Source organism: Nonomuraea thailandensis (assembly GCF_024172165.1).
GTDB classification, from domain to species: Bacteria; Actinomycetota; Actinomycetes; order Streptosporangiales; family Streptosporangiaceae; genus Nonomuraea; species Nonomuraea thailandensis.
On the sequence record NZ_JAMZEB010000002.1, the window covers coordinates 11100733 to 11120574 of the forward strand.

Here is a 19842-nt window from a genome sequence, read left to right on the forward strand (position 1 = left end):
CCGGCGCGGACGATCGTGATCGAGGCGACGACCATCAACCTCAGCGGGGCCCTCGCCGGAGAGAGGAACGCGCCGTCGCGGTCATCGAGGCCGGCGGCAGACCGTTGCCATCGCTGAGCCGCCCTCACCACCAGTCCTGACGACTTGCTGCCTCGCGCTCACGAGCTGATGCGTTGATCCATGAATTGGCGTATCTGAACAGGCGTGCGGATCTCAACGGCGTGAGGGGGAACATTCGTCTTCTGAAACGTGTGCGCCGAAGAGGGCCAGTTGGGGAGGCGGCGACGTCGGTGCGCCTCGGCGGTGTCCACATGCCACACGCTCGCACGCAAGGACAACGAATCCACCAGCCACAGCTCGTAGTCCTCACGATGCTCGGCCAGATGGGCGATGTAGCCGGTCAGTACCGTCTGCGCGACCGTCTCGGCTCTCTCGGCCAGGATGGCCCCATCGGACTGCTCACCGGGAGCCTCACACCAGCCCCTGGCGTACTGGTCGGTGTATTCGACACGATAGACGAACCGGGCTGTGCCCTCGGACGCGCCGTCCGGCTCGCCGAGCCGGCCGGCTGCCTGCGCCGACAGCCACGACCAGTCGGCGATGGCGGCATAGAGAGCCACCTGCTGTTTGATCTGCGGGGTGTCGCCGTGAAGGGCGGTCCCGCCCAGGTGCGGCATGTTGAGCAGAGTCGCCACCTGGTGAAGCCGATGGAGAGGGACCAGGCGGTCCCGCACGTCGGCGAGATCGAGTGTCACGATCCTCAGTGTGGTGGGTCGTTCAACGGTTGGTCAGGAGAAGACTTAAAGATCTTCCCTGGCATTTTTCGAGAGCTGCTTCTGCTGCGGTCCGTGCGGTCACTTGGCATGGAGTTGTGCCAGCCGGTCGGGAAATTGTGCATCTTGGCCCCATTCTCTACGTCGAGATGTATTCAACTAACAGAAGTGACGACATATGGCGTCGTGTTCGGTAGGGAGGCAGAGCTGCGCACGGCGGCGGCGGTAGCGGCGGAATGCTGATTGCTGCGCTGCTGGCATCTGGGCCCGTCGGAACCTGATCGGCCTGTATAGCGGGCCCCTGGTCGCCAAGTAGGGGTGATCATCGAGACTTAGCCTGACGATCCCCGTCTGTGCGGGAGCACTGGTACAGCACCGATGAGCACATGGCGGCCCAAGGCCATTTGCGTGTGTGCGGGGAGCACTCCCGTGCTCACTCGGGCAGGTAATCGGCCACGTGCAGCGCTTGTCCCGTGTAGCCGTCCTGGCCGGGAAGGGCGGGGACGTAGGGGTTGCCGAAGGAGCCGCTGGCTGCGATGACACCCATGGTGTGCAGGGTGTCCCCGGCGGCGGTGTGGACGTGGAAGCCGCCCGCGCCGTCGGCTTCCACCGCTGTGACGCGGGTGCCGGTGCGGATCTCGACGTCCAGGCCATCGGCGTAGCGCTGCAGGTAGGCGACGACTTCGTCGCGGGTGGGGTAGTGGTCGCCGTCGCCGGGGAAGTCCTGGCCGGGCAGGGCGCTGTACCGGGCGGGCGAGAACAGGGTGAGGCTGTCGTAGTAGCTGCTCCACGAGCCGGTGGACGTGTGCCCGGCTTCGAGGATGACGGAGGTGCGGCCGGGCGTCGAGCAGGGCGCGAGCGGCGGTCAGGCCGGACTGGCCCGCGCCGATGACGAGGGTGTCCATGTCGCCGAATCATATCCTCATATCCAGAAATGACAATACGGTAGAGTCGTGCCATGCAGACGGAAGGCAGCGGCATCCGGCTCACCGACGCGGCACGCGGCTTCCTCAAGGCCCTGGCCAGCGACACCCGCCAGCAGATCCTGTTCCTGTTCGAGGGCGGGGTGGAGCTGACCGTGAGCCAGGTGGCCGAGCGCTTGTCGCTGGCCCAGTCGGCCACCTCCACGCACCTGGCGACGCTGCGCGACGGCGGGGTGCTCACCTCTCGACGTGAATGGAAGACCGTCTACTACCGCGCCAACCCCGACGGGGCGCGGCGGGCGCTGGCGGACCTGCAGGCCGCCTTGGCCGCGTGCTGCCCGCCAGGCGATGCACCCTCAGTCGGTGGGTGTGGCTGACTGGGCAGGAGCTGGGCCGCACCCCTCGGCTTAGGCGCTCATCTAATTTGACATCCCTCTAATCAGGGTTCAGAATCTGAGCTGTTTAGATGAGTTTCTATTCAGGAGGTGCGCGATGCGCGCTCTGCTCATCCGCCTGCGCCGCCCCGCCGACGTCTCGGGTTTCACTTTCAACGAGGCGACCTCGGAGGTGTGCGACCGCACCTGCCGCGCCGACGCCGCCATCGAGCGCGCCCGCGCCTCCGCACTGTCGTCCCTGTCCTTCCGCTAACTCGCGCACCATCAGGAGAGCCGTCATGAGTGACAGTTGCTGCGGCACCGTTGCCGTCGAGATCGAGCAGTTCGCCACCCCTCAGCAGGCCGCCTCCGGGCCGGCGAACGATCTGCCCGTCATCGTGATCGGCGCCGGCCCGGTCGGGCTGGCCGCCGCCGCCCACCTGGCCGAGCGTGGCCTCGACTTCACGGTCCTGGAGGCCGGTGACCGGGTTGCCGCCTCGGTGGCGCAGTGGGGGCACGTACGGGTGTTCAGCCCGTGGAAGTACAACATCGACGCCGCCGCCCGCCGCCTCCTGGAGGCCGACGGCTGGACGGCCCCGGACTCCGACTGGCTGCCGACAGGCGCTGAACTCATCGACGACTACCTCGCCCCGCTGGCCAAGCTGTTCGGCGACAAGGTGCGGCTCGGCGCGAAGGTCACCGCGATCAGCCGCCTCGGCTACGACCGCGTGCGCACGACAGGCCGCGAGCAGGTGCCGTTCCTCATCCGCCTGGCCGATGGCACCGAGCTGCAGGCGCGAGCGATCATCGATGCCTCCGGCACCTACACCAGCCCGAACGTGCTCGGCGCCAGCGGCCTGCCCGCCCACGGCGAGCACGAGGTGCTCGTCGACCATGCCCTGCCCGACGTGCTCGGCACAGACCGTGACCGCTACGAGGGCAAGCGCGTGCTGGTCGTCGGCGCCGGTCACTCGGCCGCCACCACCCTGCTCGCGCTGGCCGAGCTGCCGGACACGCCGATCACCTGGGCGATCCGCGCCGGCGACGCCACCCGCACCTACGGCGGCGGCGAGGCCGACGCTCTCCCGGCCCGCGGCGCGCTCGGCACCCGGCTGCGCGTCCACGTCGAATCCGGCCGCATTCAGTTGTTGACCGGCTTCTTCACCCACCGCGTCAACGCCACCGACCAGGGCATCCAGGTGATCAGCCGCGACCCTGCCGGCCACGAGCAGAGCGTCACCGTGGACCAGGTCGTGAGCGCGACCGGCTACCGCCCCGACCACTCCATCGCCTCCGAACTGCGTCTGGACCTGGACCCGGTGCTCGGCTCCACCCGCGCCCTGGCCCCGCTGATCGACCCGAACCAGCACTCCTGCGGCACCGTCCCGGCCCACGGCGTGGACGAACTCGCCCACCCCGAGACCGGCTACTACGCGGTCGGGGTCAAGAGCTACGGCCGCGCCCCGACCTTCCTGATGGCCACCGGGTATGAGCAGGTCCGCTCGGTTGTGGCGGCGCTGGCCGGCGACTGGCAGGCGGCCCGCGACGTGCAGCTCGACCTGCCCGAGACCGGCGTGTGCTCCTCCAGCCTGGTCGAGGCCCAGGAGCAGCGCGTCGGCCTGGCCACCGGCATCAGCGGTGGCCTGCTGGCGGCCCCGCTCCCGCACACCACCATCGGGGCGTCGGCCGAGTCCGGCGGCGGCTGCTGCGGCTGAAAGGAAGCACCCTGATGTCTGACGGCTATCCCACCGCCGCCCAGAAGAAAGCGCTGCGCCTCATCTGCGACCACGAGCCGATGCCCGCCCACCGGCTGGCCGACGAACTGGTCGCCGCCCGCAAGCCCAGCACCAACCCCGGCTACGGCCCGGCGATCGCCCGGATGGCAGGAACGCTCGCCTGGCGGCTGCAGGCCCAGGGCTTCATCGCCGAAACCCTCGCGGGCGACTGGGCGACCACGACTGAGGGCCGCGCGCTGATCGCCTGTCCAGCATGAGTTCCCCCGCCGAGACCGCCGCCCTCCAACAGCAGGGCGGCGGTCCGCCGCGTTCCCGGCACAGCCGGCGGGTCGTGGCCGCGCTGGCCGTCACCCAGACCATCGGCTACGGCGTGCTCTACTACGCCTTCTCGGTCTTCCTCGTCCCGATGGCCCATGACCTGCACGCCACCAACGCCCAGGTCGCCGCCGCGCTCACGGTGTCCGTGCTGATCACCGCCGTCTGTGCCCCGCTCGCCGGGCGGTGGCTGGACGCCCACGGCGGGCGCGCCCTGATGACGCTCGGTTCGCTGCTCGGCACAGGGGCGGTGCTGGCCTGGTCGCAGGTCACCGCGCTGTGGCAGCTCTACCTGGTCTTCGCCGCCATCGGCATCGCCTGCTCGATGGTGCTGTACGAGGCCGCGTTCGCCGTCATCATCGCCTGGTACGGCGCCGACGCGCGAGGCCGTGCGCGAGGCATCCTGGCCCTGACCATCGTCGCCGGGTTCGCCTCCTCGATCTTCATCCCGCTCACCGGCCTGCTGGTCGACGCCTACGGCTGGCGCCAGGCCCTGGTGGTCCTCGGTCTCGTCTACGGCCTGGCGGCGATCCCGCTGCACGCGCTGGTGATCCGCCGCCGCCCGGCCCACGCCCGCACACCCGAGGCCGCCGGGGAACGCGCCGACCTGGTCAGGGCCGCCGTGCGCCGCCGCCCGTTCTGGCTGCTGGTGATCGCCTTCACCGCCAGCGGCGGCGCGATCGCCGTCATCGCCGTCGTGCTGGTCACCTACCTCATCCACCTCGGCCACAGCCCGGTCCTGGCCGCCACGCTCGCCGGACTGCTCGGCGTCCTGTCGGTCACCGGGCGGCTGGTCACCACCGGTCTGCAGACCCGTCTGCCCGCCGCTCTCATCGCCGCCGCGATCTATGCGCTGCAAGGCGTCGCGGCGCTGCTCCTGCCGGTCCTGGGAGCGAGCGTCGCGGGCGCGATCTGCTGCGTCCTGCTCTTCGGGCTCGGCTTCGGCATCGGCTCCATCACGCTGCCACACCTGCTCGTGCAGCGGTACGGCACCGCCGCCTACGCCACCTTGTCGGGCCGCATCGCGCTCTTCTCCGTCGCCGACAAGGCCCTGGCTCCGCTCGGTGCGGTCGCCCTGGCTCAGGCCGTCGGCTACACCTGGGTGATGAGCGCGGTGGCCGCCGTCTGCGTCACCGCCGCCTTGTCCTTGGTCGCCTACCATCGCGTATAATTTAGACGAATGTCGAATTAAGGAGACGCGGATGACCGCCGTGACGATCCAGTGCTGCGCGCCGATCGCCCGCGAGCCGCTCAGCGAGGCCGACGCCGCTGAACTGGCCACGCTGCTCAAGGCCGTGGCCGACCCGGTACGGCTGCGCCTGCTGTCGATGATCGGCTCCCACCCCGGCGGCGAGGCGTGCGTGTGCGACCTGACCGGCGTCTTCGACCTGACCGCCCCCACCATCTCCCACCACCTGAAGGTGCTGCGCACCGCCGGGCTCATCGACGGTGAACGCCGTGGTACCTGGGTCTACTACCGGATCATCCCCGAGGTGGTGAACAAGCTGGGGGCGCTGTTCGCACCGCTCGCCGCCCCCGCCAAGGCGCAGAACGGCCCTGTGGACGTAGAACTCCTCAACGCATGACCGACACGGCCCGCCTGGCCGATGTCGTGGTCATCGGCGCCGGACAGGCCGGGCTGGCGGCCGGCTACTACCTGCGGCGGGCAGGCGCCGACTTCGTCATCCTGGACGCCCAGCAGACGCCCGGCGGCGCCTGGCAGCACGCCTGGCCATCGCTGCGGCTGTTCTCGCCCGCGCAATACAGCTCCCTGCCCGGCCGCATGATGCCGATCCCAGCCGACGGCGGCTACCCGGACGCCGCCCACGTCGTCGCCTACCTGACCGACTACGAACAGCGTTACCGGCTGCCGATCGTCCGCCCCGCCGCCGTGCGAGCCGTGCGACGTGCCGATGACCGCCTCGCCGTGGAAAGCAGCGCCGGCACCTGGCACGCCCGCATCGTCGTCAGCGCCACGGGCACCTGGTGGCGTCCCTACGTCCCGCACTACCCGGGCATCGGTGACTTCCGCGGGGAGCAGCTGCACACCGCCGGCTACCGTGGCCCCACCCCCTTCCACGGCCGCCGGGTGCTGGTCGTGGGCGGCGGCAACTCCGCCGCGCAGATCCTCGCCGAGCTCTCCCAGGTCGCCCAGACCACCTGGGCGACACTGCGCCCGCCCCGGCTGCTGCCCGACGAGATCGACGGCCGCGCCCTGTTCGACCTGGCCACCAGCCGCCACCAGGCCGCCCAGGCCGGACAGAACGCCGACAGCATCGGCGACCTGGGCGACATCGTCGCCGTCGCGCCCGTACGCGAGGCCCGCGACCGGGGCGCGCTCAAGGCCGAGCCCATGTTCTCCCGCCTCACCCCCGACGGGGTGGCGTGGGCCGACGGCAGCACAGCGGCATTCGACGCGATCGTGTGGTGCACCGGCTTCCGTCCTGCACTGGCTCACCTGGCCCCGCTACGGCTGCGCGGCCCCGGCGGCGTGATCGGCACCGACGGCACCCGCGCCCTGGCCGAACCGCGCCTGCATCTGCTCGGCTATGGCGATTGGACCGGCGCGGCCTCGGCCACCCTCATCGGCGCCGGCCGCACTGCCCGCCAGCTGGCCGCAGAGGTCATCGCCCAGCTCTAGGCGCACGCACTTCGGTGACATTCACGCTTTGATTCGACCCACGTCTATCTTGACGAACATCTAAACAACATGAGATCGTGACTCCTGATTCGACATGCATCTAAGTGTTGATGGCCTCGACCTCGCACCGGCAGAAGGGCAACCACCATGACGACGAACCAGACCAGCGGCGGCTTCATCGGCGACCTGGCCGAGGCTTTCGCACCGCCCGCCGCCGGCGGCTGCTGCGGAGCTCCTGCCTCTCCCTCCCCGGCCAGTGACACAGCCTCGCAAGCAGATGCAGCCGCCACCGCCTGCTGCGGCAGCACGTCCGCCGCCCAGCAGGCCGCCCAGGCCGGCTGCTGCGGTCAGGCACCGGCCCCGGCCGCCGAGGCAGCCTCCACCGGCTGCTGCGGATGACCTCCACCATGCCGGACCTCCCTCGGGCGCCCGGCCTGGCCGCCGTCGTGGAGCGGGTGTCGGCGGCGCGGATGCTGGCCACGGTGCATGAGCTGGCCCGCGACCACTACGCGGGGCGGCGCGTGGGTACGCCCGGAGGCCGGGCCGCCGCCGCATGGCTCGCCGAGCGGCTGCGCGAACTGGGTGCCGAGGTCGAACTCGACTCCTTCCCCGTCGCCGACGTGCGGGAGCTGTATGCCACCCCGGTGCTGGAATGGAGCGCAGGCGGCCAGGCGCTGCGCCTGGAGCACCGCCGGGACTTCGTCGAGCACCTCGCCTCGGCTGAGTTGCCGGAGCCGCGCACCGCGCCGCTGGCCGCCGCCTCCGAGGCCGACCTGCACGGCCGATGGGTGCTGGCCGAGGCCGGAGACTGGGCGCAGGCGTGCGAACGAGCCGAGGCCCACGGCGCGGCCGGAGTACTGACCGCGCGCGGCACCGACGCCGAGGGGTGGATGCCCAAGATGATCGCCGGACCGGCCACCCGAGCCGTGCCGATCATCGCCCTGCGCACCGACCAGCACGCCCGCCTGGCCGACGCCCTGGCCATCAGCCCGGTGCAGGTCACCGGATCGATGCCGCTCCGGCAGATCTCCACGCAGGGCCACAACGTCCACGCCCGCTTCCCCGCCTCCGCCCACGCCAGGGGCACGGGGACCGGGCCGCGGGTACTGCTGACCGCGCACTACGACGGCGTCGGCGACGACCCCGGCATGCGGCTGCCCGCAGCCGCCGACAACGCCTCCGGCGTGGCCGCTGTCCTGGAGGCCGCCCGCGTCCTGGCAGCAGACCCGGCCACCCGGGCCGACCTGTCGGTGGCCTTCGTGGACGCCGAGGAGACTGGGGCATGGGGCTCGGCCCACCACGCAGCCGCCCTGCCGTCCGACACGTTGGTGATCAACCTCGACGGCGCCGCGCAGCTGCACCAGGCCGCCTCCGTCGAGGCCGGCGGACCCGCCCACGCCCTGCTGGCCACTCTCGACCAGGCCGCACGCCTGACCGGCGTGCCGCTGCGAGCGGGCGCGATGGCCTCCGACAACCGCCGCTACGCCGCCGCCGGCGTGGCCGCGATCGGCATCGGCATGGGCATGCCCGGCTACCAGACCCCCGCCGAAACCCCCGACCGCGTCGAGGCAGGCACCCTCGTGGCGGCCGCGCGACTGCTGGTCGCCTCGGTCGGACTGCTGGCCGTCCAGACCTCGGTCTGACCAGCTCACGATGGCCTACCCACGCGTAGGGTGCTGTGCTCAGGTGCCGCCGGTCGATGATCGGGCGGCGGCTTGCTGGGTGAAGTGCTCGGCGAGGGCGGTCATCTTGCCGAGGTAGCGGGCGGCCAGTTGCAGGTGGGTGTAGGCCGTGTCCTCATCGACGGCTCGCCCGCGCGGATGGCCCGCCTCGTTCCGGGTGATCCTGAGCAGGTCGGCCACCGCGTCCATGGTCAGGTTGTCGCCCAGGCCGTCGGGCAACGCGGGTCGCATCGGCTCCAGCCGCGCGCGCAACGCCTGGAAGCGAGCGTTCTGGGAGCTCTTGGGGTTGTCCAGCTCCTTGCGCAGCTTCTCGGCCGAGGCGCCCAGTGCGGCGACCATGGCCTCGGCAACGCCGAGGAAGACCTGCTCGGCCGCGACACCGAGCATCACCGAGCAGGCAAGGTAGCAGCCCGCGTTGAAGGACTGCAGAGCCTCCTGCATGTACTGGTAGGCGACCGGATGCAAGTTCGGCACCTGGCGGCGCAGCCGGCGAAGGTAACCTTCGGGGTCGTGAGGCTCCCACGGCCCGCCCTCGACCGCTCTGCGGCCTCGCTCGGACAGTTTCCACCGCCAGTTATCACTGGCCGGTTGACGTTCGGGGTCCAGGTAGATCAGGCCGTCGGCGAGCAGAGCCCATAACGTCTCCCACGCCTCATGTGATCGACAGCCAGTTGCTGCCCTGATGGCCTGAGGAAGGCAGGCGTCGTGGAAGCGGGTGTCAGCGTGCGGGGTGGCCATCAGTTTGAGGACCTGGCTGCGGATCTGCATCCCGACAGGGTAGCCAGCCGGTTGCCGTAAGTACCGGCGTGAAATGGGCGATGGCCGCCCCCCTGCGCGGGAGGCGGCCATCGCCGTCGTTCAGCGCAGCTCGTTCAGCGCGGGCGGCTCAACCAGGCAGCAACTCGCCGAGCAGCTTCTCCACGCGGGAGCCGATGTCGTCACGGATGACTCGCACGGCGTCGATGCCCTGCCCGGCCGGGTCGTCGAGCTTCCAGTCCTCGTACCGCTTGCCGGGGAAGATGGGGCAGGCGTCGCCGCAGCCCATGGTGATGACCACGTCGGAGGCTTGCACGGCGTCGACGGACAGGACCTTGGGGTGGGCGGCGGTGATGTTGATGCCGACCTCGGCCATGGCCTGCACGGCGACCGGGTTGACCTGCTCGGCCGGGGCCGAACCGGCCGAGCGGACTTCGACGCGGTCGCCTGCCAGGTGGGTGAGCCAGCCGGCGGCCATCTGGGAGCGTCCGGCGTTGTGCACGCACACGAACAGGACGCTCGGCTTGTCGGGGACGGACTCAGGCACGGGCGGCCTCCTTGGCGGTGAACAGGCGGCGGCCGGCCAGGCTGACGTAGACCAGGGCAACCAGGACGGGAACCTCGATGAGCGGGCCGACCACTCCGGCCAGGGCCTGGCCGGAGGTGACGCCGAAGACGCCGACCGCCACGGCGATGGCCAGCTCGAAGTTGTTGCCGGCGGCGGTGAAGGCCAGCGTGGTGGAGCGCTCGTAGCCCAGGCCGATCAGCTTGCCGGCCAGGAACGATCCGCCCCACATGAGCGCGAAGTAGGCCAGCAGCGGCAGCGCGATGCGCGCGACGTCGCCGGGCTGGGAGGTGATCGTGCCGCCTTGCAGGGCGAACAGGATGACGATGGTGAACAGCAGCCCGTACAGGGCCAGTGGGCCGACGCGGGGCAGGAAACGGCCTTCGTACCAGTCTCGGCCGCGAGTGCGTTCGCCGAGTCGGCGGGACAGGTAGCCGGCGGCCAGCGGGATGCCGAGGAAGATGAGCACGTACTGGGCGATGTCCCAGGCCGAGACCTGAAGCGCGGACTGCGCGAGGCCGAGCCAGCCGGGCAGCACCTGCAGGTAGAACCAGCCCAGCGCGCCGAACGCGACCACCTGGAAGACCGAGTTGAGCGACACCAGCACGGCGGCGGCCTCACGGTCGCCACACGCCAGGTCGTTCCAGATGAGGACCATGGCGATGCACCGCGCGAGCCCGACGATGATCAGGCCGGTGCGGTACTCGGGCAGGTCCGGCAGGAAGATCCAGGCCAGCGCGAACATGACGGCCGGGCCGAGGACCCAGTTCAGCACCAAGGAGGAGACCAGCAAGCGGCGGTCACCGGTGACGGCGCCCAGACGGTCGTAGCGGACCTTGGCCAGCACCGGGTACATCATCAGCAACAGCCCGAGCGCGATCGGCAGCGAGATCTCGCCGAACTTCACCGCCTCCAGCGCGGTGTTCAGCCCCGGTACCAGCCGACCGAGCAGCAGCCCGGCGGCCATCGCCGCAATGATCCACACCGGCAGGAACCGATCGAGCGTGGACAGGCCGGCGATGACTCCCTGCGCGGGCGCGGCGGCCGGCGAGGCCGATGAAGCCGGGGACGTGGAAGAGGACATCGCGCTGATCCTCAGACGGTGGCGGGCACGTCGAGCAGGGCCGACAGCTCACCCAGCGTCTCGGGCACCAGCCGGTAGTACACCCAGGAGGCGCGCCGCTCCGAGGTCAGCAGCCCGACCTCCTTGAGCACCTTCAGGTGGTGGCTGATGGTCGGCTGGGACAGCTCGAACGCGCCGGTGATGTCACACACGCACACCTCGCCGCCGGCGCGGCTGGCCACGATGGACAGGATGCGCAGCCGCACAGGGTCACCCAGCGCCTTGAACACCCGCGCCACCCCGGCCGCCTGCTCGGCGTCCAGAGGCTCGCGCATCAGCGGCGGGCTGCACTCCAAGAGCTCCAGAGATTCCACATCTACTCCGTATAGACAGCCATCGAAATCGATGTCTCTCTATATTGACACACATCAAAGCCAGAAGGAGCCCGCGGAGCTTGGGTGAGATTCGTAACGATGAAGGCCCTCGCCGACTCGGCGAGGGCCTTCAGCCACGTGTGCGTACCGGTGTGCGTGTCGCCTCTCGGCGAAGGGCACAACGCGGCTCCAGCCGAACGGTAGTCCGCGAAGGCGATAGGTGAGGCCCGGGGACACTGGGCACACCGGCCACGACGGATGTAACCATCAGACGGCCATCCCTGTTCCCGGCCACCGTCCCGAGCGGCGACTCAGGCCCCGGTCAAGGTGCTACGGCGCTCGATCATCAGCACGTCCCGCCAGAGACCGTGGTGACAGCCGATGCGCTCGCGGGTGCCCACGACGCGGAAACCGAGCGCCTGGTGCAGGCTCAGGCTGGCGGCGTTCTCCGGGAAGACGCCCGACTGGATCGTCCAGACGCCGGCGTCCTCGGTGGCGGCGATGAACGCCGCCAGCAGCGCGCGACCGATGCCGTGAGCCTGGCAGCCGGGGTGAACGTAGATGCTGTGCTCGACCACCCCCGCATACACCGGACGAGACGACACCGCCGAAGCCGCCACCCAGCCGAGCACCTCGCCGGAATCGGCATCCACCGCCACGTACCGCAGGTGCGGCAACCGGCTCGCGGTGAACCCCTCCCAACTGGGCGCAGTGGTCTCGAAACTGGCTTGGCCGGTGTCCAGCCCGGCCTGGTAGATCGCCAGCACCTCGGCGGCGTCGCCCTCACGCATCGGCCGGATCTCCAGGCCGGGCCCGATGGCGGGTTTCACCGCCTGGACGATGGCCGAGTGGACCCCGTCGCCGTGATCGGCGGTCAACGTGATGACGATCTGGACGAAGCCGGCCGCGACGAGCAGGTCCCGGTACTCCTGCACGCTGAGCGACCCGGCGGCGCAGCCGATGCGCTGCTCGGCCCGCTGTCGCCCCTGCTCGTCGAGCACCTGGGCGGTGACGACGTCGCTGACGCCGAACCGTCCGCCAGGCCGCAGCACCCGGAACGCTTCGGCCAGCACTGCCGCCTTGTCGTCGGACAGGTTGATCACACAGTTGGAGATGACCACGTCGACCGTGTGGCCGGGCAGCGGGACCGCCTCGATCGTGCCGTGCAGGAACTGCACGTTGTGAACGCCCGCCTGTTCCGCGTTGCGCCGAGCCAGTTCCACCATGGCAGGGCTGGCATCCAGGCCGAAGACAGCGCCGTGCGGGCCGACGCGGCGAGCTGACAGCAGCACGTCGATGCCACCACCAGAGCCCAGATCCAGCACCGTCTCACCGGTACGCAACTCCGCGACGGCGACCGGGTTGCCACACCCCAGGCTGGCCCGGAGCGCCCCGTCGGGGAGCGCGGCGGTGTCGTCGTAACTCGCCGGCCCGAAGCCGCCATCGGTGAAGGCGACAGGATCACAGTCGGCGATGCGCTGCCCGCTCAGCGCGCTGCGAGCCAGGGCGGAGTAGTGGTCGACGATCTCGTCGTGCGCCATGAGATCTCCTCAGTCACAGGTCGGCGCGGCTGGCGCCGGGTTGCCCATCACCACGTCGGCGGCGGTGGGGAAGCAGCTCACGCAGTTCTCGTTGATGCGGTACAGGCTCGACGTCCCCTGCCGCTCCACCAGGACGAACCGCACCTCGGACAGGATCTTCAGGTGGTGCGACACCGTGGACTGCCCCACTCCGGAAGCGGCCACGATCTCGCCCACGCTCATCGGCTCACGCCGCCGGGCCAGCAACGACACGATCTGGATGCGGGTCGCGTCGGCCAGGGCCTTGAACCAGCTCGCATACTCCTCGGCCTCGGCACGCGGCAGAGGCCCCATCGCTTCATTCATCGAGCATCGACGATAGACGATGAAGCGTCATGCGTAAACGGCCTACGCGCCAAACTTGCATGAGGTGTGCGGATTGCTACGTCGCCGATGGGGATACGTGCGCGTCGATGCAGATCCTCAGGCGGCATCCCAGTCGAGTGCTTCTGGTCCCGCCCTACTGCGTCTCGAAGGCTGACGTGATTGGGACGGCCTACTGCCCGAGATCTGTTCAGTCCATTAGCAGAGAGCTGCCCACTCGATTTACGATCACGTGCAGTAGAGCTTCGTCTTGGATGCTTCAGCTCCCTACCGTCTGGAGGAAGCTATGGCCAAGCGCCGCGGGCAACTTACGGACAGGCAGAGGGAGCGTGCCAGGCGGTTGCGTCTGGAGGAGCAGGCAAGACGAGCGCGAGCGCAAGCCGCGCTCAAGGCGCAGCGGGAACGGCAGCGCGCCGAACGAGCCGCCGCGCAAAAGGCCGCAGCCACGGAACGAGAGCGCAAGCGCCTGTACGTCGAAGGCCGCAAGGCTGAAGCGGCCGAGATGACGGCAGACGTCGCCGAGACGATCAAGACGTTGGATTCGGTGTTGATCGCCGGCATCGGCCAGCGGATTTCCGTGACGTTCAGCTCCTTGAGGCGTACATATGACGCCCCGCCATTTGATCCTGGTGGCCTCGACCAGCCAGATCCACGGCCTTCCTGGGCACAATTCGCGCCACGGCCGCCAGGCATGCTCCGACGTCTTCTCGGTGGGGACGCCCGATACGAGCAGAAGGAGGCGGAGCAGCGTCGCCTCTATGAGCAAGCATGTGCTGAATACGACATTCGTGATGCTGAGCGGCATCGCCGTCTGGATGAGCGCTACCGTGCCCACCAGCAGAGGATTGCCCAGGAGAAGGCCCAGGTAGATCGCCACAACCGCGAGATCGACGAGTTCGAGCGTGCCGTTCGTGCAGGGGAGCCAGAGCCGGTCGCGCAGTACTTCACGATGGGCCTCGACGCCTCGGTCTATCCCGATGACTTCCCTCACCAGACGCGTGCCATCTATCGGCCTGAGGCGCGGGAACTGGTTGTGGACTATGAGCTTCCGCCGCTGAAAATCGTTCCGACGGTGCGGGGATACAAGCACGTACAAACAAGGGATGAGATGGATGCCATCCCGGCGTCCAAGAAAGAGATCGACGCGCGCTATGCGAGATTGATCGCCCAAGTTGCCGTTCGAACTCTGCACGAGATCTTCACCGCAGACCCGGCTGAGCTTGTTACGGTTGCCACGTTCAAGGGCCGCGTCTCGGTCAAGGACAAGGCCACCGGCTTGCCCGAGCGTCCGTACTTGATCGACGTCAGCGCCGAGCGCGAACTCTTCTCCACCTTCGTACTCGCTGATCTCGACCCGGTCTACACCCTCAAGAAGCTGAACGCGCTCGTCTCTCCGCACCCCTATGACCTGGAAGCGGTGCGGCCGGTGGTCGACTTCGAGGCGCTGCTCGCGCAGTACAAGTTCGTCGAGGGGATCGACGCGGTGGCGGGGCTGGACAGCAGGCGCGATCTGCTCGGGCTGACGCCGGCCGAGTTCGAGCACTTCGTGCGCCAGCTCTTCGAGGCGATGGGAATGAAGTCCTGGGTCACCCAGGCTTCGCGCGATGACGGCGTGGACGCGGTTGCGATCAACGAGGACCCGATGTTCGGAGGGCTCTGCATCATCCAGGCCAAGCGCTACAGCAAGGCGGTCGGCATCGAGGCCGTGCGGGCGCTGGCCGGCGTCATGGAGGACAAACGTGCGACGAAGGGCATCCTTGTCACTACGTCATGGGTGGGCACGGATAGTCGTGATTTCGCTGCTCGTCATGGGCGCATGCGGATCATCGAGTGCGAAGAGCTCAAGTACCTTTGCAGGGAACATCTGGACCTTGATGTGCTGATCAGTCTTCCGAAGGCGCCACCGAAGCGCTCGTGACGAAGCGGCGGGCTTTCTATCTGCCTTGGATCGGACGATCATGCTGCAGGTTGGGAAGGCGTTGGGAAGGATCAGCCGCAAACGCTCAGTGTCAGCCGTACAGCACCGGACACATCAAGAAGCCCTTGACTAGCGTTGTTGCTGGTCAAGGGCGTTTTGCTGCTGGTAGAGACTGGTGCCCCCGGCAGGATTCGAACCTGCGGCACCCGCTTTAGGAGTGTGGTGGCTCCTTCGCCCATTTAGGCACCTTGAGCTGGGCAGAGGTTCTCCGCGGCGCGTGGACCGCTTAAGATCATCCCGCGTATGTCCCACCCGTTCTGCGTGCGCACCTGGTTCGCGACGGCAGCGCAGCGATCGTGTTCGTGATTGCGACGTGAACCAGGGTAAGTACTAATTAGCGCGCGAACGCCGTCAGCTCAACAGCGCTCCTTATATCCCTTGCTTGCGAGCCATCCGTGTCGAGACACTCAGCGCACCTGCCCGTTTCGTGGGACGATTTTGAGCGACACCCTGGGGCGAGTGTCGATGTGCGCTCCACTGCTCGATTGCCCTGGGTTGAGGCTCTTGGCTAGATTGCCCAGCGCAGGGCGCAGGTCCTCGATCTCGCTCTCGACTGCGCCGTGCCGGCGTTCGAAGTCCGCGGGCAGCTTCTGGTTGGGTCGACGATCACGAATCTCCAGAACCTCGATCAGCCGTCCCATTGCCTCACGCGTCCGTTTCAACAGGTCGAGCGCGGCGGTGATTCGTGCGAGCAGAATTTCGTCATGGTCTGTCGTGGTTAAATCAAGTTCGCCCTGCTTGAACCGGTAAAGCCGCTGATGCACCTCATTACAGCGTTTCCGCACCTCCTTTATTCCAGCGACGGTGATTTCGCGGGCGACAATGTTGTCGTGGGCGGATTCCAGCTCGGAGTCCAGAGACGTGAGCGAACGGGCCACCTCAGGCCCGCTCCTGGTCACGACGTGCGCCCCCGCAGGCGGGTCAGCGCGTTGTGCAATACCTGGGCCGCCTCGGCCAGGCTCGTACGACTCACGTGGTTCATGGTCGACCGAGCGGCACGGAGGTCTTTTGGCAGGCCACCGCGTAGAACGCCGAGCTGGTCTTTCGCGTGTCCCAGGTCGTTGTGCCAGCTGAAGCCGGAATGAGACTCTGACACTCGGCCGAGGATGTCCAGCAAGTCGGCGAGTTCGGCCAGAGTATCCAGGGCGGAGAACGATCGACGAAGCAGATCGTGCGGCGTGGGAGCCCCGCTTACCGTACGTATCCGCGACTGCAAGGTGACAGCCTTGTCGATCAGATCGTCAAGTAGCTCTCTCTCCAGACTCGGGATCGCGGCCTCCGGCCGAAGCATTAGCTCCTCCTGCTCGTCCGGGTCCTCCATAGGTGCCACGGGTTCGGGGCCGGGGTGCAGGCGAGCGACCAACCCGCGGTATGCGTCGGTTGCCGCACCGATCGAGGTTTCCCCATCCGGCGGCAGGTTCGACAACACATCCGCGACCCGCTTGGCCTGACGGTAGCGGACGGTGGCGCAGCGAGCCCCTGGTTCAACCACCGGGTGCTCGCGCGCCATCCTGAGTAGGTTAGGCTCGGGGGCCTCCCCGGCGACGGTAAGCCGATATTCCAGCAGGAGGTCGTGCAGGGGGCCTGAACGCGGGATCCGTTCGATCAGTTCCGTGAGCTGTTCGACTGACGGTTCGCCCCGCAACTCCTCAATGAGGTCCAAGCAGACCCGATCGGAACTCTCGATGAGCTCGGCCCGGAGGCGGAGCGCATTGTCCGGAGACTTCAGGCCCGACGGGCGGCTGGGATAACGGTCGTAATCGACGATCACTATCCCTTCGACGCCTACGGGTAGCGGCTGGACGCCCAGCCTGTTCACCAGCGTGCCACGCAAGCTTGGCAGCATGATCGTAGATCCACCGTGCCTGGCGGAGTTAGCGAGCAAGCGCACGTGGTCGCGAGGCTCCGTAGGGTAGAAATCATTCAATTTCGGGGTGTAGGCAGGTACGCAGAGAATCTCGGCATTCGCATCCCGTACCATCTCTTCTGCCCGCAGGTAGTCCAGGCAGACGGCCACCCCGATGCGTACAGCCCGGCCGCGCACGACGACCTCCACCGTGTCCGGCCCGGTGCCCGGGGCTACCGACTCGGGATCGGCCCGGAAGCGCTTGGTAATGAGGCGCACCCGCCCCTGTGCGACCAGGGCGGAGACATTCCGGTTGAGTAACATGTTAGCACTTGAGTCCGCGTCGGCCTGGGCAAGTTCCTCCGCCACCGTCCTGTTACGGACCTCCTCCAGTCCTGCCACGACGACACGCCCGTTGGAGAATTTCACCAGGTCCTGCAGACATGCAGCAGGCTGCAGATATTCGGGGAAGACCGCGACGTCCACCCGCTGGCCCGTGAGGAAATCGAGCACTTCACGCAGGCTGTCCACCGCCGCCTCGACGGCCATGGACTCCATCTCACGGTGAACCACGGCATGCCGTATCGCGAAAAGTCGATTCACCGACTGGTCGGGAAGGTAACGCTCGCTCACGTCGGGTGTGTACGGACCAGTAAGCGGCTCAGCCGGCATCCAGAGTCGTTGAGTGGTAAAGCAGCGCGGGATGCGATCGAGTTGGACGACCGCTAGACGCAGCCGAATGCTAATTAGCTGCCGCCGTCGACACGACCCTCTACCGTTCGAGCGGATGCTGTGGACTTCGGTACCGGAACTTCCAGCGTTAAGGCAAGTTGCTGAGCGAGGCGCTCCGCCGCCGGGTAGGGGCGGTAGCCGCGGAGCTTCTCAACGTGATCGATAAGTGGCCGGGCGGCGTTCAGTGTCCTGACGAACGAATGACCCATGCTACGCAAGATCAGTTCGCGTTCCACGTAGCCGCCCTCGCAGGCGATGGCCACCGAATTCATCACTGCCAGCGCGTATCCCGCGCTGCTGAGTGAGGCCTTGTCCAGGGCGGCGACCTCGTGGGGTCTGAGGTCCGCGACATCCTGGTGCAGGACCCTTCTCCCGTCCCTGACCGATGGGGCGAGGTACCGGTCCTGGACCTCGAAGAAAGCGCGTAATCTGTCCGCCTTCGTGGAACGGCGGAATCCCCAGACCGCGATGGCAATGGCCACGATGGGTGAAACCACGCTCAGCAGCGCCGAGGGCACCATCCATTAAGCGTAGCCCGCTATCGACCGAGCGCCCAGACGCTGTCCAGCGCCGGACAGCCACCACTTCGACAAGCACTCAATCTGCCCTGCGTCCCCTTGTTGCGCGATCTAATTAGCCGCGGCCACGATGCTGCGCTATGGGAAAACCGCCCGCCGCTTCCTTCAGGAGCAGGTGACGACCGGGACGTCTTCGCACCTGAGGCCCTGACGGGCGCCGACATCAACGCCTTCCTGTTACGCGAGTGCGATCGAGTCTCGGCTCGGTCGGTCAAGGGGGCACGTGGCGGATGCGCTCCCTGCTGCAGTTCCTCTATCTGCAGGGGTCATCTCCTAGGACTGGGGACGGGGGTTCCTCCGGTCGGCGGGTCGCGCACCAGGTACGCCGAGCTGGACGGTGACGGCGTGCGGCGGGTCGACGTGGACCTCCGGCCGGCCGGCCCCGTTTCCGCGCCGGTCACTGTGTCCGGCTTCACGTGTGCAGCGGCGCGTACCCCCGGCTGGCCCGCAGCCCAGGAACCGGTGCGCCCCTCGGCACCGCCACCAACATGCTCACCGCGGATCAGGCCGTCTTCCACGAACCCGGATAGGCCGTCCGCCGTTATGCTCCCCATCGTTGGCTTGAGCGGTGACCGCGAACGTGCACTACTTCCACGGCTGTGACGGCCTGACTTGGGATACCCGCGGTAGGAGAGCGAGAACAGAACGGCCGCCGCATGGGCTCTGAACTGCAGAATTCTCTGTCGGGCTCGTGTATGTGACGCCGGAGATTCTTAATACATCGTCGAACCAGGACGGAAAGAAAACCGCCAGCGCGATCGGCCGTTCTCGTGTTCGGTGGTTGGTGCACAAAGGAAAGCTGTCGGAGAATCAACTGCTGCGGCTGCCGTCGACCGTCCTGCGCCCGATCTTCGATCCAGTCCTGTCCAAGCAGGAACGTGTCAATCAGCTTTTCCGTCTCGTGCAGGGCAAAATCATCCACAGGCGGACTGTGACGACCGTAGCGCAACAGTAGGACGGCCCGAAGCGTGTGTGCGATGCCAGACTGGCGCTGGCCGGTCAGGGAATCATCGTTCTGGGCTACCGTGACGACCACCCCGAGATTGCGCGCTCTTGGACGTGCGGTTCCCCGCCAGAGCAAGTGGATCAGTACGTGCGTAGTGCCTCACCCTCTTGGGAACACTCGCCCTGCCGTCCTGCTCCAGGGAAGTTATTGCGTTCATGCACGCGATGACGAGGATTCTCAGCCCGTGACGCCCCGCTATGGCCTTGGAGAATGACTTGTGTCGCAGGGGCTGCACGTCCGAATGTTTCTCGACAAGAATCGCAGGGCGCGGACAGTGGGTGTGACTGGGGGAGAGCGTCCACGGGAGCGCTGATCGCAATAAAGGAGTGGGCGAGCCGGAGGGCGGGAGATTTGTTACATGCGGCCAGCTGTCTTCGGATGATATAGGAAGAGTCGACCAATACTTCGAAAGGATTTCAGCGAGCAGGCTAATCCGGAAATTTATGTCAACCTGATCTCGGTGTTCCCCGGCCCCATCAGGCCTGATTGACGGGTGCACACCTGAGGACTGGAAACGGTGACGTGTCTGCTGTGCGTGAGGCTGGCTGCGGAGAGTGTCGAGAGCCGTGGACAGCGCATCGTCGATGGCGGTCGTG

General features: G+C 67.8%; 21 protein-coding genes and 1 pseudogene. 11 read left to right on the forward strand and 11 right to left on the reverse strand.

Annotated elements, in window-relative coordinates:
• Positions 1-158 precede the first annotated feature (158 nt).
• Complete coding sequence (locus HD597_RS55580) at positions 159-755, reverse strand: hypothetical protein (RefSeq protein WP_253756354.1); 597 nt, start codon at positions 753-755, stop codon at positions 159-161.
• 451 nt (positions 756-1206) lie between these two features.
• Entirely contained in the window at positions 1207-1596 is a 390-nt protein-coding gene (locus HD597_RS55585; protein WP_253759883.1) for an NAD(P)-binding domain-containing protein, read from the reverse strand.
• A gap of 135 nt (positions 1597-1731) precedes the next feature.
• Here HD597_RS55585 and HD597_RS55590 point away from each other — a divergent pair, with 135 nt between their 5' ends.
• From HD597_RS55590 to HD597_RS55630, 9 genes are all read left to right on the forward strand, one after another.
• The gene (locus HD597_RS55590; protein ID WP_253756356.1) at positions 1732-2073 is read left to right on the forward strand and encodes an ArsR/SmtB family transcription factor; all 342 of its coding nucleotides are present in this window, start codon (positions 1732-1734) and stop codon (positions 2071-2073) included.
• Between the two features lie 115 nt (positions 2074-2188).
• Positions 2189-2344, forward strand: a complete 156-nt coding sequence (locus tag HD597_RS55595) for a hypothetical protein (protein ID WP_253756358.1) — start codon at positions 2189-2191, stop codon at positions 2342-2344.
• 25 nt (positions 2345-2369) lie between these two features.
• Entirely contained in the window at positions 2370-3785 is a 1416-nt protein-coding gene (locus tag HD597_RS55600) for an FAD-dependent oxidoreductase (protein ID WP_253756360.1), read from the forward strand.
• Between the two features lie 14 nt (positions 3786-3799).
• The gene (locus tag HD597_RS55605; protein ID WP_253756362.1) at positions 3800-4063 is read left to right on the forward strand and encodes a hypothetical protein; all 264 of its coding nucleotides are present in this window, start codon (positions 3800-3802) and stop codon (positions 4061-4063) included.
• Positions 4060-5292, forward strand: a complete 1233-nt coding sequence (locus tag HD597_RS55610) for an MFS transporter (RefSeq protein WP_253756364.1) — start codon at positions 4060-4062, stop codon at positions 5290-5292. Before HD597_RS55605 ends, HD597_RS55610 begins: the two co-directional genes overlap by 4 nt.
• A gap of 31 nt (positions 5293-5323) precedes the next feature.
• The gene (locus HD597_RS55615) at positions 5324-5707 is read left to right on the forward strand and encodes an ArsR/SmtB family transcription factor (RefSeq protein ID WP_253756366.1); all 384 of its coding nucleotides are present in this window, start codon (positions 5324-5326) and stop codon (positions 5705-5707) included.
• Complete coding sequence (locus HD597_RS55620) at positions 5704-6762, forward strand: ArsO family NAD(P)H-dependent flavin-containing monooxygenase (RefSeq protein ID WP_253756368.1); 1059 nt, start codon at positions 5704-5706, stop codon at positions 6760-6762. The genes HD597_RS55615 and HD597_RS55620 overlap by 4 nt, the downstream gene beginning before the upstream one ends.
• A gap of 147 nt (positions 6763-6909) precedes the next feature.
• Positions 6910-7161: a hypothetical protein gene (locus HD597_RS55625; protein WP_253756370.1), complete on the forward strand. Its 252-nt coding sequence runs from the start codon at positions 6910-6912 to the stop codon at positions 7159-7161.
• 8 nt (positions 7162-7169) lie between these two features.
• Complete coding sequence (locus HD597_RS55630) at positions 7170-8405, forward strand: M28 family metallopeptidase (RefSeq protein WP_253756372.1); 1236 nt, start codon at positions 7170-7172, stop codon at positions 8403-8405.
• A 39-nt stretch (positions 8406-8444) separates the two neighbouring features.
• Here the strand turns inward: HD597_RS55630 and HD597_RS55635 are convergent, their stop codons facing one another.
• The 6 genes from HD597_RS55635 to HD597_RS55660 all read right to left on the reverse strand — a co-directional run bounded on the left by HD597_RS55635 (position 8445) and on the right by HD597_RS55660 (position 13088).
• Complete coding sequence (locus HD597_RS55635) at positions 8445-9212, reverse strand: hypothetical protein (protein ID WP_253756374.1); 768 nt, start codon at positions 9210-9212, stop codon at positions 8445-8447.
• Between the two features lie 118 nt (positions 9213-9330).
• A complete protein-coding gene (locus HD597_RS55640; protein ID WP_308210902.1) occupies positions 9331-9747 on the reverse strand; it encodes an arsenate reductase ArsC in 417 nt (138 codons plus the stop codon).
• Positions 9740-10849: an ACR3 family arsenite efflux transporter gene (arsB, locus tag HD597_RS55645; RefSeq protein WP_276083276.1), complete on the reverse strand. Its 1110-nt coding sequence runs from the start codon at positions 10847-10849 to the stop codon at positions 9740-9742. The genes HD597_RS55640 and arsB overlap by 8 nt, the downstream gene beginning before the upstream one ends.
• Before the next feature lie 11 nt (positions 10850-10860).
• Positions 10861-11202: an ArsR/SmtB family transcription factor gene (locus HD597_RS55650; protein ID WP_253756376.1), complete on the reverse strand. Its 342-nt coding sequence runs from the start codon at positions 11200-11202 to the stop codon at positions 10861-10863.
• 311 nt (positions 11203-11513) lie between these two features.
• Complete coding sequence (locus HD597_RS55655) at positions 11514-12743, reverse strand: GNAT family N-acetyltransferase (protein WP_253756378.1); 1230 nt, start codon at positions 12741-12743, stop codon at positions 11514-11516.
• A gap of 9 nt (positions 12744-12752) precedes the next feature.
• Positions 12753-13088: an ArsR/SmtB family transcription factor gene (locus tag HD597_RS55660; protein WP_253756380.1), complete on the reverse strand. Its 336-nt coding sequence runs from the start codon at positions 13086-13088 to the stop codon at positions 12753-12755.
• Positions 13089-13392: 304 nt separating this feature from the next.
• On the opposite strand from HD597_RS55660, the gene HD597_RS55665 reads away from it, so the two are divergent.
• Positions 13393-15024: a restriction endonuclease gene (locus HD597_RS55665; protein WP_253756382.1), complete on the forward strand. Its 1632-nt coding sequence runs from the start codon at positions 13393-13395 to the stop codon at positions 15022-15024.
• Between the two features lie 467 nt (positions 15025-15491).
• Here HD597_RS55665 and HD597_RS55670 read toward each other — a convergent pair whose 3' ends face one another.
• The 3 genes from HD597_RS55670 to HD597_RS55680 all read right to left on the reverse strand — a co-directional run bounded on the left by HD597_RS55670 (position 15492) and on the right by HD597_RS55680 (position 18183).
• Positions 15492-15962, reverse strand: a complete 471-nt coding sequence (locus HD597_RS55670; protein WP_253756384.1) for a hypothetical protein — start codon at positions 15960-15962, stop codon at positions 15492-15494.
• 17 nt (positions 15963-15979) lie between these two features.
• The gene (locus HD597_RS55675) at positions 15980-17563 is read right to left on the reverse strand and encodes a hypothetical protein (RefSeq protein WP_253756386.1); all 1584 of its coding nucleotides are present in this window, start codon (positions 17561-17563) and stop codon (positions 15980-15982) included.
• Between the two features lie 113 nt (positions 17564-17676).
• Positions 17677-18183, reverse strand: a complete 507-nt coding sequence (locus tag HD597_RS55680) for a DUF4760 domain-containing protein (RefSeq protein WP_253756388.1) — start codon at positions 18181-18183, stop codon at positions 17677-17679.
• A 739-nt stretch (positions 18184-18922) separates the two neighbouring features.
• Here HD597_RS55680 and HD597_RS55685 point away from each other — a divergent pair.
• Positions 18923-19195: pseudogene (locus HD597_RS55685) on the forward strand (NaeI family type II restriction endonuclease); the annotation flags it as partial.
• Between the last annotated feature and the right edge of the window lie 647 nt (positions 19196-19842).